Genomic DNA, 17,689 nt, shown 5'->3' with positions numbered 1-17,689 from the left:
GTTCACGATCCGAAAGCGTCGGCGGGATCCTGCAACGGGACTCCGGCCGGATGGAGCCGATCACGCTAGAGGGGGCGTAGATCGCGTTCACATAACGCAGCAATAGATCAGCTTACGCGACTCAGTCCTCTCGCACAAGGGGTGATCTCGAATCTCCGGGTTCGGCGGCGAACAGATCTCCCCGCTCGTTCAGCGCACCCTCGGCCGTCAGCTCCCAGACCCGGTCGCAGTGGATCCGCGCCAGGAAGGCGTCATCATGGCTCACCACCAGCAGCGCCCCGCGATACTCGCTCAGCGCCTCGACCAGGCGATCCACACTCGCGAGGTCGAGATTATTGGTGGGCTCATCGAGGATTAGCAGCTGGGCGGGAGGCTCGGCAAACAGCAGCCGCGCCAGCGAGACGCGAAAACGCTCCCCGCCCGACAGGGTAGACACCGGACGATGCACCGCATCCCCGCGGAGGAGCATCCGCGCCAGGATGCCGCGAATCTCCCCATCCGGAGTCTCGGGGGCCGCCAGGCGGAGGTTCTCCAGTGCGCTCGCCCCCTCGACAAGGCCGTCGAGACGCTGCGCCAGATATCCCACGCGATCGGTGAGCAGGCGTGCCCGCCGCAAAGCCGTGGAGTCCAGGAGCTCGCGCAGCAGCGTGGTTTTCCCCACCCCGTTGCCACCGATCAGCGCCACCCGCTCGGGTCCCTGGATGACCAGGGTGCGCCCGGACAGCTCGAACTCGGCGATCCGCCGCGACCGCGCCACCCGGGGATCGGGCAACTCCAGGTGGATGCTCTCCTCCCGGCGGACCCGCTCGGCCGCACGATCACGAGCCTCGGTGGCCGCCTCGACCCGGTTTTCCAGATTGCCCCGCAGCTTGCCCGCCGACTCCTGCGCCTCGGAGGCGCGCTGATTCATCACGATCTTGTCGCCGCGACGCTGCTCGCTTGCCTTCTTACCCGCGCGGAGCCGTCGGGCCAGCAGGGTTTCGGCCTCCTGACGCTGACGCCGCTCCTTCTTAACCGCCAGGTCGGCGCTGCGCTCGGCCTGGATCGCGGCCGCCTGCTCCTGCTCATGGTGTGCCCGCCAGGCCGAATAGGGTCCACCAAACACGGTGAGGGAACCGGCGAAGAGTTCGGCGGTCTGCTCCATTCGATCCAGCAGCACGGTGTCGTGGCTGACCACCACGAGGGTGCCCGGCCAGGTTTCGACCATCCGATAGAGCGTGCTCCGGGCATCGCGGTCCAGGTTGTTGCTGGGTTCATCCAGCAGCGTGATCGGGGCCCGGGCCAGGCGAAGGCCGGCGATCGCGACGAGCATGGCCTCGCCGCCGGACACCGTGCCGATCCTCCGGTCGAGGTCGGTCTCGGGCAGTCCGCACTCGGCCAGGGCGCGGGACCCCTGGGCCTCCACGTCCCAGCGGTCGCCGAGGACGTCGAAGTGGCGGGGATCCACATCCCCGGATTCGATCGCGCGGAAGGCGCGCAGCTGCGGCCCGATCCCCAGGATGTCGGCCAGGGTCGCGTCGGTATCCAGGGTCAGGGTTTGCGGCAGGTACCCCACCGCTCCCCCGGTCACCACCCGACCCCGAGTCGGGGTCAGCTCCCCGGCGATGAGCCGAAGCAGGGTGGATTTTCCCGACCCATTGGCGCCGATCAGCCCGGTGCGGCCGAGCCCGATGGTGCCCGAGAGTCCGTCGAGGGTCACCGTCCCATCGGGCCTGGTCAGGCTCAGATCGAACAGCGAGATGGCGGGTTGAGGGTGCTGGGACATACGTTGTCCTTTCGTTATACCCGGGGTCTGTGGGCACATCCGGGCAGCGAGAAATGGATATCGCACACCAGCGAGGGCACCCGGGCACCGCAAAGAGCGCGGCGGGGTGCGGGTGATGTGCGGACGGTAGACCGAGCACACGCAGCGATTCGAATGGGGAAAAACCCCGCGACACTCCCTAGAGTGCGCGCCCGGTGGAAATACCAACCGGGCGCGGATCAGGCACCCGGGGATCCCTCAGAAAAAGGGGATCAACCCTGGGGCTGCGCGCGCATGCCACCGCCGGGGCGGAGGCTAGGCCCTGTCGATCTCGTCGATTATCACCCCGGAACGCTAACACGCGTTCAAACTTCGGTCAACTAACACGGGCAAAAACGGGTACTCTGGAAGTTATGACTTCCCCCGACTCCGATACCATTCCCTTCTCCGAACTCGGACTGAGTGACTCGGTCCTGAAGGCCCTGAAGGACGTCGGGTACGAAACCCCCTCCGCAATTCAGGCCGCCACGATTCCCCCGCTGCTCGAGGGCCGCGACGTCGTAGGCCTTGCCCAGACCGGAACCGGAAAGACCGCTGCGTTCGCGCTGCCGATCCTTTCCCGGCTCGACCCGGACCAGAAAACCCCGCAGGCACTCGTGCTTGCGCCGACCCGTGAGCTCGCGCTGCAGGTGTGTGAGGCGTTCGAAAAGTACGCCGCCCACCAGCGCGGTGTCCGCGTCCTCCCCGTTTACGGTGGCCAGGGCTACGGCGTTCAGCTCTCCGCGCTGCGTCGCGGTGTACAGGTTGTTGTGGGTACCCCGGGTCGGATCATGGATCACCTCAACAAGGGCACCCTGGATCTCTCCGAGCTGCGATTCCTCGTGCTCGATGAGGCCGACGAGATGCTGAAGATGGGTTTTGCCGAGGACGTGGAAACGATCCTCGCGGACACTCCGGATTCCAAGCAGGTGGCCCTGTTCTCGGCCACCATGCCCCAGGCAATCCGCCGCATCTCGGCACAGTACCTGAACGATCCCCAAGAGGTCACCATCAAGGGCAAGACCACCACGTCTGCCAACATCACCCAGCGCTACATGGTGGTGTCCTACGCCCAGAAGGTTGACGCCCTGACCCGAATTCTCGAAACCGAGAACTTCGAGGGCATGATCATCTTCACCCGCACCAAGAACGAGACCGAGACCCTGGCCGAGAAGCTGCGGGCTCGTGGATTCTCCGCCGCCGCGATCAACGGTGACATTGCTCAGGCTCAGCGTGAGCGCACCGTGAACCAGCTGAAGTCGGGCAAGCTCGACATCCTGGTTGCCACCGATGTGGCCGCACGAGGCCTGGACGTGGAGCGCATCAGCCACGTCATCAACTTCGACATCCCGGTGGACACCGAGTCCTACGTCCACCGCATCGGCCGCACCGGCCGTGCCGGTCGTACCGGTGACGCGATCTCGTTTGTCACCCCGCGCGAGCGTCGTCTGCTGACCGCGATTGAGCGGGCCACCCGCCAGCCGCTGACCCAGATGTCGCTGCCCAGCGTGGACGATGTGAACACCACCCGCCTGAGCCGCTTCGATGACTCGATCACCGCGGCGCTCGAGCAGACCAGCCGGATCGATCGCTTCCGCGACATCATCGCCCACTACGTCGAGCACCACGACGTTCCCGAGGCAGACGTTGCCGCGGCCCTCGCCGTGGTTGCCCAGGGTGAGACCCCGCTGCTGCTCAACGCCGAGGACGAGCGCGACGCCCGTCGTCGTGAGCGTGAGGCACGCGAGTTCAGCCGGGACGAGCGTGGCGGTCGCGACCGTGACTCCCGTGGCGGATCGCGTTTCGACCGGGACGACCGCGGAGACCGTGGCAACCGCTTTGACCGCGAGGAGCGCCGCCCGCGCAACTCCGGCGCACCGATGACCACCTACCGCATCGCAGTGGGTCGTCGTCACCGCGTCGAGCCGCGTCAGATCGTCGGTGCCCTGGCCAACGAGGGTGGACTGAACCGCGAGGACTTCGGCGCGATCCAGATCCGTCCGGACTTCTCCCTGGTGGAGCTGCCCGCCTCGATGCCCGCGGACACCCTGGACAAGCTGGCCGACACCCGCATCAGCGGCAAGCTGATCGAGATCCGTGCCGACCGTGGAGCCCCCGCCCGCCGGGAGAACCGCTTCGAGCGTGACAACCGTGAGGACCGCGGCGACCGCGGTGGCAGCTGGAACCGCGACCGCGCCCCGCGCGAGGATCGTGGAGACCGCGGCGACCGCGGCTTCGACCGCAAGCCCCGCCACTAGGCGCTAGGCACTGTCCAGCCTCGTGCCGGGCGATACAACAGGAGGCACCCACTCACTCGAGTGGGTGCCGCCTGTTTTGCATTAGTCGGTGTCGATGCCGGGGCACCGAGCGAACCCCGCAAGATACGTTGCCCGGTCCGGCTGGTGCGCGTCCGGGCTCACCTCGACGGCGTTCCGCTCCGGTCGGTGAGGGGCGGCGCGTCCGGGAACCACAGGGTGACCGCGGTGCCGGTTCCCTGCGTGCTTGCCAGGGTCGCGGAGCCGCCGTGGAGGCGCAGGATTTCGCGCACGATGGCCAGGCCCAGGCCGCTGCCGCCGGTGGCGCGGGTGCGTGACTTATCGGCACGGCGGAACCGATCAAAGACGAAGGGAACCTCCTCGGCGGGGATGCCCGAACCGGTGTCGGTCACGGTAAACGCGATACCGTCGGGCACGCCACCCGAAACCTCGTTGCCCGAGCGCTCGGCGGTGATCGTGATGCGACCGCCCTCCGGGGTGTGTCGCACCGCGTTGGACACCAGGTTGAGCAGGGCCTGGCGCAGGCGGAAGGGATCCGCGCGCACCATCGCGTCGGCGGGCAGGGTCGGGTCGGCGATCGCGGTCAGGGAGATCCCCGCCGGATCGCTGAGTCCACGCGCCGCGGCCTCGAACTGATCGAGGAATTCCCGCAGCGGAATATCCTCGATTTCCAGGGACAGCTCCCCCGCCTCGGCCAGCGAGAGCTGGTGCAGGTCATCCACCAGGCGCTGCAGCACCAGGGTTTCCCGGTGCAGGGTGGCCAGGAACGCGGCATCCGGGGTCACCAGATCATCCTCGGCTGCCTCGACCCATCCACGCATCGTGGCGATCGGGGTACGCAGCTCGTGAGAGATGTCGCTCATCATCGCGTTCCGCGAGGATTCCAGGGTTTCCCGGCGCTCGGCCATCGTGTTAAACGCCGTGGCCACGGCGCCCACCTCGTCGCGGCGGCGCACATCGGCACGCGCCCGCAGGTCTCCGTCGCTGGCGCGGGCGGCCGCGGCGGCCAGGGTGCGCAGCGGACGGGTCAGCCGCAGTCCTCCGTACAGGCTGAGGCCCAGGGTCAGCACCAGGAGTCCGGCGATCAGCAGGGTGAGCCGCAGCTGATTCTCCCCGGAGAAGTCCCAAAACACGCGGGCGGTGGCATCCTGCCCCTGAATAAAGAGGCGCGCGGGTTCGGCCACGCTGGAGGCCAGCTGCTCCTGACGCGAGGTTTCGATGCAGCCGCTCACGCCCCGGTTGGACTCGCGGTCGCTGTCCACCGAGGTCCAGCTCAGGTCGGTGTCCAGGATGATCGGGTCCTCTCCGGAGCGGGCCAGGCAGTCGTTGACCAGGGTGTCCAGCGCCTGAAGGGCGGTGTACTCACTCTGAGTGGGCTTGCGCAACAGCCCCTCATCATCGAGGCAGGGGCGCGGGGTCTGGGTGCCCGTGGGCATCGAAACCACCGGGCGCCCATTGGGCGCGGTATCGCTCAGTACCCCGGACACACCGTTGGTGCTCAGGCAGGTCACCAGGTCTTTCGCCTCGGCGATCTTCTGGTCCCGTTCCTCATCGTTCAGCCGGAACGGGCCGACCGCCCGCGGGTCGATGACCGAGAAACTCGGCGGCCCGCCGGCCGTCGTCCCGTCGCGGGAGGGCGCGGGAGATGCTCCCCCCGATGCCTGCCCGGGCTTCTCGGAGGGTTCCGAGGTGGGTGCCGAACCGGGTGCCGCGGACTCCCCCGGTTCGGGATCCGCATCCGGTTCCGGGGCGGTGATCCGCGCCGAGGGGGCAAGGGAGGGATCCAGCGCCAGGGGGTTGAGGATCGCGCGTGCCAGGTCGGGCCGGGGCAGCTGGGCCGACTTTTTTGCTGTCGTGGCGATCAGGTTCCCCGACTCATCCATCAGGGTCAGGGTCACCTCGTTCTCGCTCGCCAGTCGCCTGAGCACAGAGCCTACGGCATCCCAGTGGGTGTGGGTCGCCGCATAGCCCACCAGGTCGTCATAGACGGCGGTATCGGTGGTGACCGTCTGGTCGCGCTTCTGCTCCACGGCGGTCGCGGTGGCCGACACGGTCATCCAGACGGCCGCGGCCACGGACACCGCCACGATCGCCGCGGTCATCACAAACAGCGGCACCACCAGGCTGCGCGGCCACGGCACCCGGTGGCCGGGATCCACCGGCCTACGCATCGGGATCCAGCAGCTTATAACCCACCCCGTAAATCGTGCGGATCAGCAGCGGATGGGCGGGGTTCTGCTCAACCTTTTTGCGCACATTGGATACGTGGACATCGATCGTCCGCCGGGAAATATAGCGGTCCACCCCGTGCAGATTACGGATCAGCTGCTCGCGGGTAAAGACCTGGCCCGGGGCCTGAGCGAGCTGGGCGAGAAACGCAAACTCGCCGGGGGTCAGGTCCAAAACGGTGCCGCCGAGTCGGGCCTCATGGCGGCCCGGATCGATCTCCAGTGCGCCCACGCGGATCACCGGTGTCACCGTTCCGCGGGCGTCGCGGCGCAGCAGCGCGCGGACCCGGGCCATCAGCTCGCGCGGGCTGTAGGGCTTGGTGAGGTAGTCGTCGGCGCCGAGGTCGAGGCCCAGCAGCAGGTCATCCTCGGAGGTCTTGGCGGTGACCATCAGGATCGGGACCGCGGACTCGGCACGCAGGATGCGGCACACGTCCAGGCCGTCCAGCCTGGGCATCATCACGTCGAGGATCAGCAGATCCGGGGTCTTCCGGCGGACCTCGTCGAGGGCCGCGCGCCCATCGGGGACCACGGTCACGTGGTGCCCCTCATTCTGCGCATAGAGCCGGATCAGCTCGGCCTGCGCGGGGTCGTCCTCGGCAATTAACAGTTCGGCCATGACGGTAGTCTAAGCCCGAGAATCCGCGGGAAACCGGCGGATCACGCCCGTTGGGGCAAACGCACACATGTTCCTAACATTTGCCTGACATTATGTGCCTAGCGTGGCCGCCATGACTGTTTCACGATCGTTTTTGACGCCGCGGATCTTACTGGTCCCGGCTCTGATTCTCGCCGCAATCCTTAGCGGCTGCGCCCAGGACCCGGACACCGGGATCACCCGGGTCGCCGAGCTTCCGCGGGTCTCCTCGAGTGCCGGGACCGATTCGGGAACTTCGAACACACCCGCCGGGAACACCGCCGACGGCGAGGGCTCGGGCCGCCCGCAGATGCGTCTGGACGACTCCCCCGAGCGGCGTGACCAGCTGATCGGTGCCTGGAACGCCTGCCTGATCGCCCACGGTGCGACCGCCGATAACGGTCGTAATGCGCCGGGGGCCGCCGGGCAGTCGGGGACCAAGGCCGACACCTACCCGCGGGCCGCCGATCCGGTGCCCGACACCGCCAAGGCCGCGTGCACCAACCTGCTTCCGCTGATGCCGAAGGAGCTGGAGGCCGCCACCAATCCGAAGTTCCGCGATCAGTCGGTGGCGTGGATCTCCTGCCTGCGCGATCACGGGATCTTCATGCACCTGCTCAACGCGCAAAACCTTGACGCCAACTATGACGACAGCATGACCTCGATCCCCGATAACGCCGGGGACATCGACCAGAAGTGCACCCTGCAGGCCTTCGGGAGCGGCAAGTGAGTCGGCGTTTTCGCCCGGGCAAACGCACCCTCTGGATCTCCGGGATCGCGGTTCTGCTGGTGGGTGCGGCGGCCGCGGGGCTCGCACTGAGTCTGGCACCCACCGCGCCGCCACCCGCAAAGGCGGACCATCGGCCCACCGCGACCGTGACCCGCGGCGATATTTCCACCGGAACCGACTATCCGGCCACGATCGATTTCGGGGCCGCCCATCCGGTCACCGGTCCCGGCACCGGGATCATCACCCTGCTGCCGGACGCCGGCGCCGTGATCAACCAGGGCGACCAGCTGTATCGGGTCAACGATGAGCCGGTCACGCTGCTGATCGGGACCACGCCGCTCTACCGCGAGCTCTCGCTCGCCGGGACGACCGGCGGCGGTGGCAGCGGTGGCGGGACGACCGGCGGCACCGGCGGCGGGGCCGGCAACGGTGGCAGCGCTGGCGGCGGCACCGGCAACAACCCTGGCAACACGGGTAATACCGGCAATTCCGGCAGCACAGACAGCGCAGGCAATACTGGGAACACGGGCGGCTCCGACGACCCGAGTGCGCCGCCGGCGACACCGCCGCCGGCTCCACCCACCCCGCCGCGTCCGCCGCACGGCAAGGATGTGGCCGTGGTCGCCGATAATCTGGCGGCCCTGGGCTACACGGTGGGACCCCAGCGCGGCGGCGAGGATCGCGTGTTCACCCCGGCCCTTTCGGCGGCCATTAAGCGCTGGCAGAAGAAACAGGGGCTCGACCAGACCGGGATCATCAGTCCCGAACGCTTCCTGGTAAACTCCGGCCCACTGCGGATCAACGCGATCAGCGCGCGGGTGGGCGACCCCGCCTCCGGACCGGTCCTGACCGTGACCGACACCACCCGGGTCATCTCCGTCCCGGTGCCCGCGGGCAGCGCGGGTGGGATCGCCGTGGGCGCGAAAGCTCCGGTCACGCTGCCCGATGGCTCGACCCTCACCGGCACCATCGCCGCTCTCCAGAACCCGCCCGCCGGGGACTCGGGCGGCGGCACCCCCAGCATCACGGTCACCCTGACCACCGATCCCGCCGACGCCGAAAAACTCACCGCAGCGGGAACCGGGGGTGCCCGGGTGCGCTTCATCGGGCAGACCCACCCCGGCGTCCTGATCGTCCCGGTCACCGCGCTGATCACCGTGCAGGGTGGGGCGCAGGCCGTCGAGACTCCGGCCGGGAAACTCATCGCCGTGACCACCGGCCTCTTTGCCGACGGAAACGTGGAGATCTCGGGCGACGGCGTCACCGAGGGCCTCCGCGTGGTGGTGGCCTCGTGACCGCTGTCCTCTCCCTGAGCGAGGTTACCAAGCGCTATCCGGGCGGGGTGACCTCGCTGGATCGGGTCTCCCTCGACATCCACGCGGGCGAGTGCCTGGCGATTGTGGGCCCCTCGGGATCGGGTAAGTCCACACTCCTCAACATCTGTGGCACCCTGGATCGCCCGACCTCGGGCGAGGTGCTGCTGCTCGGCCGTTCGGTCCCGCGGATGAACGATCGTGAACTCTCGATCCTGCGCGGGGGCACCCTGGGATTTGTGTTCCAGCAGTCGCACCTCAACGAGCGCCTCTCCGCCGTGGACAACGTGGCCACCGGGCTGCTCTATGCCGGCGTTCCGCGCCGCCAGCGTCCGGCCCTGGCTCGTGAGGCGCTGGACCGGGTGGGCCTCGCCGACCGTTTTACCCACCGCCCCCACGAGCTCTCCGGCGGGGAGCGGCAGCGGGTGGGCATCGCCCGGGCCCTGGTCAACTCCCCCGCGCTGATCCTCGCCGATGAACCCACCGGCGCGCTGGACTCGGTCACCGGACGCCGAATTCTCGACCTGTTCCTCGAGCTCAACCGCGAGGGGGCCACGATCGCGCTGATCACCCACGATCAACAGATTGCCGCCGAGCTGCCCCGTCGGGTCGAAATCCGCGATGGCCGACTGAGCGAGCGGGTGGCCGCATGAGCGCCGCGCCCGCTCGCCTGAGTCCACGCGCCCGGCTGAGTCCACGCGCCCGGCTGAGCCCGCTCGACGTGCTGAGCCTCGGCTTCGAGGGGGTGCGCGGACGTCTCGGGCGCGCGGCACTCTCGGGCCTGGGGATCGCGATCGGCATCGCGACCCTGGTGCTGGTGACCGCGATTCCCGCGTCCGGCCAGCAAAAACTGCTGAACGATATCTCGGCGCTGGGCACCAATATTCTGGTGGCGCAGCCCACGTCCTCGCCGGATAATCCGATCACCCTGGATCCAGGGGCCCCGGCGATGGCCGGGCGGATCGGACCGGTGGAACACGTCTCGGCGGTGGCCAACGTGCACCAGACCGTGCGCCGGACCGAGTACGTCGGGGACACCCTGAGCACCGGCATCACGACCCTCGCCGCCCCCGATAACCTGCTCACCACGGTGCACGGGAGAATCGCCTCGGGACGCTTCCTCGACCCCTCCGCTGCCGCCTACCCCACCGTGGTGCTGGGGTCGCAGGCGGCGCGCTGGTTGGGTATTGCCGAGGTGGACCCGGATCAGCCCGCGCGGCTGATCGATGTGGGTGGCACCCGCTTTGCGGTGATCGGGATCCTGGCTGCGATGCCGGTGACCCCCGAGCTGGAACAGGCGGTGTTCATCGGCTGGGATGCGGCCCGCAGCACGTTTGGGTTCGACGGCCGATCCAGCGTGGTGTATCTAACGGCCGAGGAGTCGCAGATCGAGGCCGTGCGCGCGGTCCTCCCGGCGACCCTCGATCCACAGACGCCCGGACTGATCCAGGTGAGCAGCCCCTCGGAGGCGCTGCTGGCCAAGCGGCACACCCAAAACACCTTCTCGGGCCTGTTCCTGGGACTGGCCGGGGTTGCCCTGGTGGTGGGCGGGATCGGCGTGGCCAATACGATGATCGTCTCGGTGCTGGAGCGTCGCCGCGAGATCGGCCTGCGCCGGGCCCTGGGGGCCGCCCGCGGGCAGATTCGCCTGCAGTTCCTGATCGAGGCCGTGTTCCTGGCCGGGGCCGGCGGGGTGATCGGAACGCTGCTGGGGATCGCCGGCACCCTGGGCTATACGCTGCTGCAGGGCTGGCCCGTGGTCATCCCGCCGGAGTCGGTGATCGGCGGGCTGGTCGGTGCCGTGCTGGTGGGCGCGGTGGCCGGCGTGTACCCCTCGATTCGCGCCGCCCGGCTGCCCCCGACGGAGGCCCTGGCCACCAGCTAACCCGGGCGCCGCTTCCGTAGTCCTACGTTGTCCCCACGCATAACGGGGCCCCTTCTCCCGCGGGAGAAGGGGCCCTATTGTGTTGGAACCTAGTTGGGTGTGATCCGCAGGCGAGAAATCCGGTCGCCGGCGAGCTGGAAGCGCATCGGGCCGGTGCCGTTATAGCCATCGCCACTGACCCTGAGCGTCACGATCCACTCCTCCCCGGCGGGTGCCTGCTCGACACTCACCAGATCGAAGTGCGCGTTGACCCCGATGTTGTCGGTACGGTTCCAGTCGGCGATGCCGCCGGCCCCGCGGAAGACGCGACCCCAGTCATCCAGCAGGGCGTCCTCGGTGAAGGCCGCCACAAAGCCCGCGGAATCCTGAGCGTTGGTGGTGTCGATGAACCGAGCAATCGGTTCCGGAAGGGTGGGGGTCATGACTACTCCGTTCGATTCGAGGGAAACTAGGCCCGCGGGGTCACCGTGAGCAGGTCACCGAGACCCACGCGGTTGAGGAATGCTACCTGATTGGCATCCGAAAGTGCCGCGACCGCCTCGGATCCATCGTTTGCCGGGTCGATGTGGACCCGGTACGGACGCGTCCCGGCGGGCAGCGCCACGATGCGGGCGATCTCGTCGGAAACCATCGAGGCATTCGCATCCGGCGGGGAGAGCTCGGCCAGCTTCTGCGACACCTGCTCCATCAGCCCCGCATAGCGGGTCTCATACTCGGCCACGGTTTCCTGATCGGCCGGACGACCCGAGTGCGCGAAGTGGTTGGTTCCGTTGGTGAACGATCCGGGGACCACGATCGAGGTCTCCACACCCCAGCGCGAAAGCTCGGCGGCATAGGACACCGCGAGCGAGTCCATGCCCGCCTTGGCCGCGAAATACGGGGCCAGGTAGGGCGGGGTTCCACCGAGCACCGAGGTGCTGGACACCCACATCACCAGGCCGTTGCCGCGGTGACGCATGTTCGGCAGCGCGGCCCGGTTGACCCGCTGGGTCGAGAGCACGTTGACGTTGTACAGCTCGGCCAGCTGCTCGGGGGTGAATGCCTCGGTGGGTCCGGTGACCATGTGGCCGGCGTTATGGATGAGCACGTCGATGCGTCCGTGCTCGGCGTGAATCTGGGCCACGGCGGCATCCACCGAGTCCTGGCTGTTGACGTCGAGTTCGATGGCGCGCAGGTCGGCCTCATGCTCGGCGGAGAAGTCCACGGCGGCCTGAACCTGCGGGGCGTTGCGACCGGTGGTTTCGCGCATGCCCGCATAGACGGTGTGTCCGGCGGTGGCGAGTGCGCGTGCGGTGAGTGCCCCAAAACCGCTCGAGGCACCGGTGATCAATACAATGGTGGTCATGATTTTTCCCTGTGTTTCCGTGGGCCGCGCCTAGGCGAGTCCACCGTTGGTGTAGATGACCTGGCCGTTGACCCAGCGGGCCGGACCGGCGAGGAAGGCCACGGTTTCGGCGATGTCCTCGGGCTGACCCAGACGCTCCAGCGGGACGGCCTTGGACAGGTTTTCGATGGTCTGCTCGTCCTTGCCATTGAGGAACAGCGGGGTTGCGGTGGGGCCGGGGGCAACCACGTTCACGGTGATGTTTTTGCCCCGCAGCTCGCGGGCCAGGATCAGGCTGATCGACTCGACCGCGGCCTTGCTGGCCACGTAGGCGCCGTAGGTCGGGAACTTGGTACGGGACACCGAGGTGGAGAAGTTGATCAGCGCGCCGCCCGAGCGCAGGCGGTTCGCGGCCAGCTGCGAGATCACGAAGGTACCGCGGATGTTTGTGCGGTGCATGCGGTCGAGGTCGTCGAGGTTCAGGGTCGCGATGGGGCCGAGGATCATGATTCCGGCGGTGTTGACCACCACGTCGATCCCGCCAAAGGCAGCCTCGGTCTGGTCAAACGCGGTGGCCATCGCGGTTTCATCGGCGACGTCCCCGCCCACCACGATTGCGGATCCACCGGCGGCGGTCACGGCGGCCACGGTCTCCTCGGCGGCGGCGCGGTTGCCCGAGTAGTGCACGGCCACCGCGTAGCCGTCGGCGACGAGGCGTTCGACGGTGGCGCGGCCGATGCCGCCGGAACCGCCGGTCACGAGGGCAACGCGGCCCTGGGTGGCGGTGGTGTTCGAAGTGCTGGTCATGATGTCTCCCGATTGAGTCTGTGTCGAGGAGGCGACCGGGTGGTGATCGTCGATTCCCTCGAACTGATAGCAACGATAACACTAGATTGATATCAGTGCAAACATTTTGTTGAGGGCAGCAAAAACGCCCCGAGGATTTCCCTCGGGGCGTTTCCCAATTCCCGCTCAGTTCGCGGGCCGCAGACCCCGCAGCGCGGCGGCAAAAACGCGCTCCCGCTGCGCATCATCCCGATAGACGGCCGCGCTCACCGCGATGGCCAGGCGCATGACATCATCGGCCTCAAGGTCGGCCGCGACGGCACCCGCATCCTTGGCCGGCTCCAAAACCACGCGCCCGGCCGCATACAGCGCCTCAATCAGCGTGGGGTAACGAGCGGGCTCGAAGGCCAAGCCCTCCATCAGGAGGCGCTTGGTCCCCATCGCCAGAATCAAACGGCGCAGCCAGAGCGTCAGCGCGTCAAACGGATCCCCCTCCCCCACCAGACTCTCGGCATACTCGCAGACCAGGGCGACCTCGCGCGCATAGAGCGCCTCCACGAGATCGTCCCGACGGGGAAAGTGGCGGTAGAGCGTGGCGCTCCCCACCCCGGCAATCCGGGCAATTTCATCCATGCTCGACTGCGAACCCGAGCGCTCAAACACCTCGCGAGCGGCGGCGACGATCGCATCAAAATTTCTTGCGGCATCGGCTCGCGCCGGTCGCTTGGATACCAGTGGATCGGTCATTTCACTACTCTCCCTTGAAAACGGGGACACTCCCCAGATAGAATCGGGGACACTCCCCACTTTTACGGGGATGCTCCCCATTTTACGAGAAAGCCGCTTCAATGACCAGCAAAACACTCACCATTGGCTCCTCCCACACGGTGACCCGGATTGGCTTTGGTGCCATGCAGCTCACCGGCGAACAGGTATGGGGGCCCTACCCCGACCACGCCGGCGGCCTGGCGCTGCTCCGTGCACTGCGCGAGGAGGGGGTGGACTTCATCGACACCGCCGATGTCTATGGTCCACACCACAATGAATCCCTGATCCGCGAGGCGCTGCATCCCTACCCCGGGCTGACCATCGCGTCCAAGGGAGGCTTTGTTCGCGGTGGCTTCGACTACGACACCCTGGGATGGGTGGGCAACCCGATCTACCTGCGCCAGAGCGCGGTCATGAGCGCGAGCAGACTCGGCCTGGATTCTCTCCCGCTGTACTACCTCCACAATGGCTATGCCACCGACGCCCCGTTTGAGGATCAGGTGGGAGCGCTGCGGGACCTTCGCGACGAGGGACTCATCCAAAACATCGGACTCTCCAACGTCACCGCCGAGCAGTATGCCATCGCCCGCGAAATCGCCCCGATTGCCGCCACCACCGCGATGTACAACGCCGCCAACCGCACCGGCGGCGCACTCATGCGGGCGACCCTTGCCGATGGCGGCGTCTTCTCCCCCTGGTGGCCGATGAGCCTGCGCAAGAGCATCGACGATGCGACGCCGATTTATGCAGTGCTGGACCCGATCGCCGCCGAGCATGGCATCACAACCGGACAGCTGGCGCTCGCCTGGCTCCTGCACCTCGATGAGCGCATCCTTCCCATCCCCGGCACCACGAGCCGTGCACACCTGCGGGAAAACATGGCGGCACTCGATGTGGTCCTCGGCGAGGATGAGGTCGCGGCCATCTCAGCCCTCGTCTCCGAGGCCGCAGGCGGGGCTACCCACTAGCAGACCCCGACCCTCGTGTTTAGGCGCGCGGACGGGGCTATCCGCTAGTGAACCCCGACCCCGTCTCCGAACGCGCGGGCGGGGCTTTCCGCTAACAAACGCCGGCGTGCGGTGGCGGCCCGGCCCACCCGTCGGGCCGTCACCGACGCCTATAATCCAGAGAGGACATCGTTACCAAACGCGAGGAGATCATGGCCGCGACCGTTGGGCTTACCCTCGAACACGTGGGCACCGTTGCCTCCGAGCTTGCCGATCGTCTCGGCTTTAACCGGGTCACCGTGTCGGCCCTCGCCCGCGAACTCGGAGTCAAGCCCGCGAGCCTCTACGCCCACGTGCGCGGGCTCGATGCGCTGCGGGAGATCGTCGGAACCCGCGCCCACGCGGTGCTGGCCGCCGACCTCACCCGCGCGACCGCCGGGCTGCACAAGCGCGCGGCCCTCGCCGCGGCCGCCGAGGCGATGCTCGAGATGTCCCGCCGACACCCGGGGCTCTGGCAAGCCAGCCGGGCACACTTTGCCGGTGAGGATTTTGTGGCCGCCGGTCGGCGGGTCTCGGCGATCCTGGGTGAGGTGATCCGTGGCTACGGACTGCCGGCGTCCGAGGTTCCGCACGCGGTGCGAATCATCGGATCGAGCATCGGCGGCTTCATCGGCCTCGACGACACCGGCGGGTTTTCCCATTCGGACCCCGAGACCGCAGCGTCCTGGCAGCGCCTGATCGACGTGCTGGACGGCGCCCTCTCGCACTGGCCCACCGCACCCGGTACGGCCACCGCCGCCAGCACGCCCGACGGACGCTCCGCCTCCGACGCCACGCCCGTCGCACCCATCGCCACGACCAACGCTCCCCTGGCCACCGCCACCACCACGCCCACCGAGGAGACCCGCTAATGGATCTGCGCCAGCTTGAATTCTTCCTGGCCGTGGCCGCCGAGGAGAACTTCACCCGCGCCGCCGAGCGCTCCTTTGTCAGCCAGCCCGGCCTCTCCTCCTCGATTCGCGCGCTTGAACGCGAACTCGGCGTGAGCCTGTTCACCCGCGGACGCGGGGGCGCCACCCTCACCGCCTCGGGCGATGCGTTCCGTCCACGCGCGGCGCTACTGCTGGGCGAGGCGCGCCGGGCCCAGGAGGCACTGCTGCGCGCGGCGAGCGCGAGCCCGCGCACCACCCGAATCGGCGCCGAACAGTGCCTCGGCGACTTTGTGGACCTGGTGGATCTGATCACCGCGTTTGGCAGCGCCCATCCGCACACCAGCATGCACTTCACCCAGGCTTCGACCCAGTCGCTGCACTCCCAGCTGGATACCGGCGAGATCGACCTGGCGCTGCTCGCCAACGGCCTGACCGAGGAGGTCTCGGCAACCTCGATCCCGCTGCGCCGGGAATCCTTTGTACTGCTCGGCCCGGAGGGACACCCGCTGGCGACCCGCGAGAGCCTGAGCCCGGATGAGCTGGACGGGGTCGCGACGATCGACTTCGCCGACACCTGGGCGGCGCGGCGCATCCTGGATGAGGCGTGGGCGCGCCGGGGCATCACCCGGCAGAGCGTGATGACTCTGGAAGACGTGCACATGCTGATCCGCCTGGTCGCCCGCGGCGGCGGGGTCGCGATTGTGCCCGAGTCGATGGCGGCGAAGCTCGAGGCGGCCGAGCTTCCCCGCGCGATCATCGAGGATGACTCCCTCGGCTGGGAGATCCGCCTGGTCCTCTCCGACACCGCGGATGAGACCGCCCGCGCGTTTGCCGAGACCTTTGTGGGGACCCCGCAGATCGAAACCACCCGTGGAGAACTCGCCGCCGCGCTGGGCCGCTAAAACCCATCCATACGGATCTCCTATTGGACGCGCTCGCGCGGCCGGTTTTAGCGTTGAGGCATGACTTCGATGTATGCCCAAGAACTTGACCAGCCCGCGCCGATCGCGCAGGCACCCCTGACCTGGCGCGAAACCGCGCGCCCCGCCCCGGCCCCCGGCCAGCTGGAAATCCACGTGGTGGCCTGCGGCGTGTGCCGCTCGAACCTGCACATGATCGAGGGCGACTGGGTGGATGGCGGCGTGCCCGCAATCAGCCCGATCATCCCCGGCCACGAGGTCACCGGCTACGTCAGCGCCCTCGGCGAGGGTGTCACCGGCTTCCAGATCGGCGACCCGGTGGGCGTCCAGCCGCTGTGGTCCTCCTGCGAGACCTGCGAGTTCTGCACCAGCGGACGCGAAAACCTCTGCCACGATCGCAAGATCACCGGCGAGCACGTCAACGGCGGCTATGCGGAATTCATGATCGCGACCGCCGCCCACACCTATCCGGTGCCCGCCTCCCTCGACCTGGTCGAGAGCGCGCCACTGTTCTGCCCGGGCATCACCGCCTTTGCCGCGGTGGATAAGCTCACTGTGGGCCCCGGCGACACCGTGGCGATCTTCGGCCTCGGCGGCGTGGGCCACATGGCCGTGCAGTTTGCCGCGCTCACCGGCGCCCGGGTGATCGCGGTGGGTCGCACCCCCGAACACCTCGAGGTGGCCCGCGAGCTCGGCGCCGCCGACACCGTGGACTCCCGCGACCCCGAGGCCCTGGCCGCGATTGCCGACTCGGCCGATGCGGTCATCACCTTCGCCCCGGCCGACGTGGTCACCGAGCAGGCCTTCGGCGTGCTCAAGTGGGGTGGCACCCTGGTCAACGGCGTGCCGCTGACCCTGGCCGAGTTCCCGTTCAACAAGGCTCAGACCATCCAGGCCTCGGTGATCGGCACCCGGGCGCAGATGCGTGAGGTCCTGGAACTGGCGGCCGCGGGCAAGATCCGCACCGTGGTGGACAGCTTCGAGATGGCACGCGCCACCGAGGTGCTGAGCTCGCTGGCCGACGGGGCGCTGCGCTCCCGCGCGGTCCTCGCAAACCCCGGCGTCACCGCCTAAGTCGCCCCGCCCGCAACACCGGGGCCCGGCGCGATACTGGGCCCCACCGATACACCGGGGCCCTGCGCGAGCACCGCTGGCGCCGC

16 protein-coding genes are annotated in these 17,689 nt (G+C 68.2%); 9 read left to right on the top strand and 7 right to left on the bottom strand.

Going from position 1 to position 17,689, the window contains the following annotated elements:
• Nucleotides 1–121: 121 nt before the first annotated feature.
• The gene (locus IE92_RS0102240; protein WP_043321298.1) at nucleotides 122–1,765 is read right to left on the bottom strand and encodes an ABC-F family ATP-binding cassette domain-containing protein; all 1,644 of its coding nucleotides are present in this window, start codon (nucleotides 1,763–1,765) and stop codon (nucleotides 122–124) included.
• Between the two features lie 392 nt (nucleotides 1,766–2,157).
• On the opposite strand from IE92_RS0102240, the gene IE92_RS0102235 reads away from it, so the two are divergent.
• Nucleotides 2,158–4,041 (top strand): DEAD/DEAH box helicase, encoded by a 1,884-nt coding sequence (locus IE92_RS0102235; protein WP_030143252.1) that lies wholly within the window; start codon nucleotides 2,158–2,160, stop codon nucleotides 4,039–4,041.
• A gap of 158 nt (nucleotides 4,042–4,199) precedes the next feature.
• Here the strand turns inward: IE92_RS0102235 and IE92_RS0102230 are convergent, their stop codons facing one another.
• Nucleotides 4,200–6,230 carry a sensor histidine kinase gene (locus IE92_RS0102230; protein ID WP_030143251.1) on the bottom strand — a complete coding sequence of 677 codons (2,031 nt, stop codon included), beginning with the start codon at nucleotides 6,228–6,230 and terminating at the stop codon, nucleotides 4,200–4,202.
• The gene (locus IE92_RS0102225) at nucleotides 6,223–6,906 is read right to left on the bottom strand and encodes a response regulator transcription factor (protein WP_156027373.1); all 684 of its coding nucleotides are present in this window, start codon (nucleotides 6,904–6,906) and stop codon (nucleotides 6,223–6,225) included. The genes IE92_RS0102230 and IE92_RS0102225 overlap by 8 nt, the downstream gene beginning before the upstream one ends.
• Nucleotides 6,907–7,018: 112 nt before the next feature.
• Here IE92_RS0102225 and IE92_RS0102220 point away from each other — a divergent pair, with 112 nt between their 5' ends.
• The 4 genes from IE92_RS0102220 to IE92_RS0102205 are packed head-to-tail and all read left to right on the top strand — an operon-like array spanning nucleotide 7,019 to nucleotide 10,852.
• A complete protein-coding gene (locus IE92_RS0102220) occupies nucleotides 7,019–7,654 on the top strand; it encodes a hypothetical protein (RefSeq protein ID WP_156027372.1) in 636 nt (211 codons plus the stop codon).
• Nucleotides 7,651–8,949, top strand: coding sequence for a peptidoglycan-binding protein (locus IE92_RS18105; protein ID WP_030143248.1), 1,299 nt, complete (start codon nucleotides 7,651–7,653; stop codon nucleotides 8,947–8,949). Before IE92_RS0102220 ends, IE92_RS18105 begins: the two co-directional genes overlap by 4 nt.
• On the top strand, nucleotides 8,946–9,620 hold the full coding sequence (locus tag IE92_RS0102210; protein WP_030143247.1) for an ABC transporter ATP-binding protein: 675 nt from the start codon (nucleotides 8,946–8,948) through the stop codon (nucleotides 9,618–9,620). The genes IE92_RS18105 and IE92_RS0102210 overlap by 4 nt, the downstream gene beginning before the upstream one ends.
• Nucleotides 9,617–10,852, top strand: a complete 1,236-nt coding sequence (locus tag IE92_RS0102205; RefSeq protein ID WP_030143246.1) for an ABC transporter permease — start codon at nucleotides 9,617–9,619, stop codon at nucleotides 10,850–10,852. Before IE92_RS0102210 ends, IE92_RS0102205 begins: the two co-directional genes overlap by 4 nt.
• A gap of 89 nt (nucleotides 10,853–10,941) precedes the next feature.
• Here IE92_RS0102205 and IE92_RS0102200 read toward each other — a convergent pair whose 3' ends face one another.
• The 4 genes from IE92_RS0102200 to IE92_RS0102185 all read right to left on the bottom strand — a co-directional run bounded on the left by IE92_RS0102200 (nucleotide 10,942) and on the right by IE92_RS0102185 (nucleotide 13,709).
• Nucleotides 10,942–11,274 carry a nuclear transport factor 2 family protein gene (locus IE92_RS0102200; protein ID WP_030143245.1) on the bottom strand — a complete coding sequence of 111 codons (333 nt, stop codon included), beginning with the start codon at nucleotides 11,272–11,274 and terminating at the stop codon, nucleotides 10,942–10,944.
• Between the two features lie 26 nt (nucleotides 11,275–11,300).
• Complete coding sequence (locus IE92_RS0102195) at nucleotides 11,301–12,197, bottom strand: SDR family oxidoreductase (RefSeq protein ID WP_030143244.1); 897 nt, start codon at nucleotides 12,195–12,197, stop codon at nucleotides 11,301–11,303.
• A 30-nt stretch (nucleotides 12,198–12,227) separates the two neighbouring features.
• Nucleotides 12,228–12,983: an SDR family oxidoreductase gene (locus tag IE92_RS0102190; protein WP_030143243.1), complete on the bottom strand. Its 756-nt coding sequence runs from the start codon at nucleotides 12,981–12,983 to the stop codon at nucleotides 12,228–12,230.
• Between the two features lie 165 nt (nucleotides 12,984–13,148).
• Nucleotides 13,149–13,709 (bottom strand): TetR/AcrR family transcriptional regulator, encoded by a 561-nt coding sequence (locus IE92_RS0102185; RefSeq protein WP_030143242.1) that lies wholly within the window; start codon nucleotides 13,707–13,709, stop codon nucleotides 13,149–13,151.
• Between the two features lie 101 nt (nucleotides 13,710–13,810).
• Here IE92_RS0102185 and IE92_RS0102180 point away from each other — a divergent pair, with 101 nt between their 5' ends.
• The 4 genes from IE92_RS0102180 to IE92_RS0102165 all read left to right on the top strand — a co-directional run bounded on the left by IE92_RS0102180 (nucleotide 13,811) and on the right by IE92_RS0102165 (nucleotide 17,603).
• Nucleotides 13,811–14,698 carry an aldo/keto reductase gene (locus IE92_RS0102180; protein WP_030143241.1) on the top strand — a complete coding sequence of 296 codons (888 nt, stop codon included), beginning with the start codon at nucleotides 13,811–13,813 and terminating at the stop codon, nucleotides 14,696–14,698.
• A gap of 191 nt (nucleotides 14,699–14,889) precedes the next feature.
• Nucleotides 14,890–15,588: a TetR/AcrR family transcriptional regulator gene (locus IE92_RS0102175; protein ID WP_051701494.1), complete on the top strand. Its 699-nt coding sequence runs from the start codon at nucleotides 14,890–14,892 to the stop codon at nucleotides 15,586–15,588.
• On the top strand, nucleotides 15,588–16,511 hold the full coding sequence (locus tag IE92_RS0102170) for a LysR family transcriptional regulator (RefSeq protein WP_051701493.1): 924 nt from the start codon (nucleotides 15,588–15,590) through the stop codon (nucleotides 16,509–16,511). The genes IE92_RS0102175 and IE92_RS0102170 overlap by 1 nt, the downstream gene beginning before the upstream one ends.
• Nucleotides 16,512–16,571: 60 nt before the next feature.
• Nucleotides 16,572–17,603 (top strand): alcohol dehydrogenase catalytic domain-containing protein, encoded by a 1,032-nt coding sequence (locus tag IE92_RS0102165; protein WP_156027371.1) that lies wholly within the window; start codon nucleotides 16,572–16,574, stop codon nucleotides 17,601–17,603.
• The last annotated feature ends 86 nt before the right edge of the window (nucleotides 17,604–17,689 follow it).

It is taken from the genome of Mycetocola saprophilus, from assembly GCF_000718085.1.
Classification (GTDB): Bacteria; Actinomycetota; Actinomycetes; order Actinomycetales; family Microbacteriaceae; genus Mycetocola; species Mycetocola saprophilus.
This window is presented reverse-complemented; position numbering and strand designations above follow the sequence as displayed.

Bases quoted from the DNA above. Each gene is read 5' to 3' on its own strand.
- IE92_RS0102240 (WP_043321298.1), bottom strand. From the start codon at position 1,765: ATGTCCCAGCACCCTCAACCCGCCATCTCGCTGTTCGATCTGAGCCTG.
- IE92_RS0102235 (WP_030143252.1), top strand. From the start codon at position 2,158: ATGACTTCCCCCGACTCCGATACCATTCCCTTCTCCGAACTCGGACTG.
- IE92_RS0102230 (WP_030143251.1), bottom strand. From the start codon at position 6,230: ATGCGTAGGCCGGTGGATCCCGGCCACCGGGTGCCGTGGCCGCGCAGC.
- IE92_RS0102225 (WP_156027373.1), bottom strand. From the start codon at position 6,906: ATGGCCGAACTGTTAATTGCCGAGGACGACCCCGCGCAGGCCGAGCTG.
- IE92_RS0102220 (WP_156027372.1), top strand. From the start codon at position 7,019: ATGACTGTTTCACGATCGTTTTTGACGCCGCGGATCTTACTGGTCCCG.
- IE92_RS0102205 (WP_030143246.1), top strand. From the start codon at position 9,617: ATGAGCGCCGCGCCCGCTCGCCTGAGTCCACGCGCCCGGCTGAGTCCA.
- IE92_RS0102200 (WP_030143245.1), bottom strand. From the start codon at position 11,274: ATGACCCCCACCCTTCCGGAACCGATTGCTCGGTTCATCGACACCACC.
- IE92_RS0102195 (WP_030143244.1), bottom strand. From the start codon at position 12,197: ATGACCACCATTGTATTGATCACCGGTGCCTCGAGCGGTTTTGGGGCA.
- IE92_RS0102190 (WP_030143243.1), bottom strand. From the start codon at position 12,983: ATGACCAGCACTTCGAACACCACCGCCACCCAGGGCCGCGTTGCCCTC.
- IE92_RS0102185 (WP_030143242.1), bottom strand. From the start codon at position 13,709: ATGACCGATCCACTGGTATCCAAGCGACCGGCGCGAGCCGATGCCGCA.
- IE92_RS0102180 (WP_030143241.1), top strand. From the start codon at position 13,811: ATGACCAGCAAAACACTCACCATTGGCTCCTCCCACACGGTGACCCGG.
- IE92_RS0102175 (WP_051701494.1), top strand. From the start codon at position 14,890: ATGGCCGCGACCGTTGGGCTTACCCTCGAACACGTGGGCACCGTTGCC.
- IE92_RS0102170 (WP_051701493.1), top strand. From the start codon at position 15,588: ATGGATCTGCGCCAGCTTGAATTCTTCCTGGCCGTGGCCGCCGAGGAG.
- IE92_RS0102165 (WP_156027371.1), top strand. From the start codon at position 16,572: ATGACTTCGATGTATGCCCAAGAACTTGACCAGCCCGCGCCGATCGCG.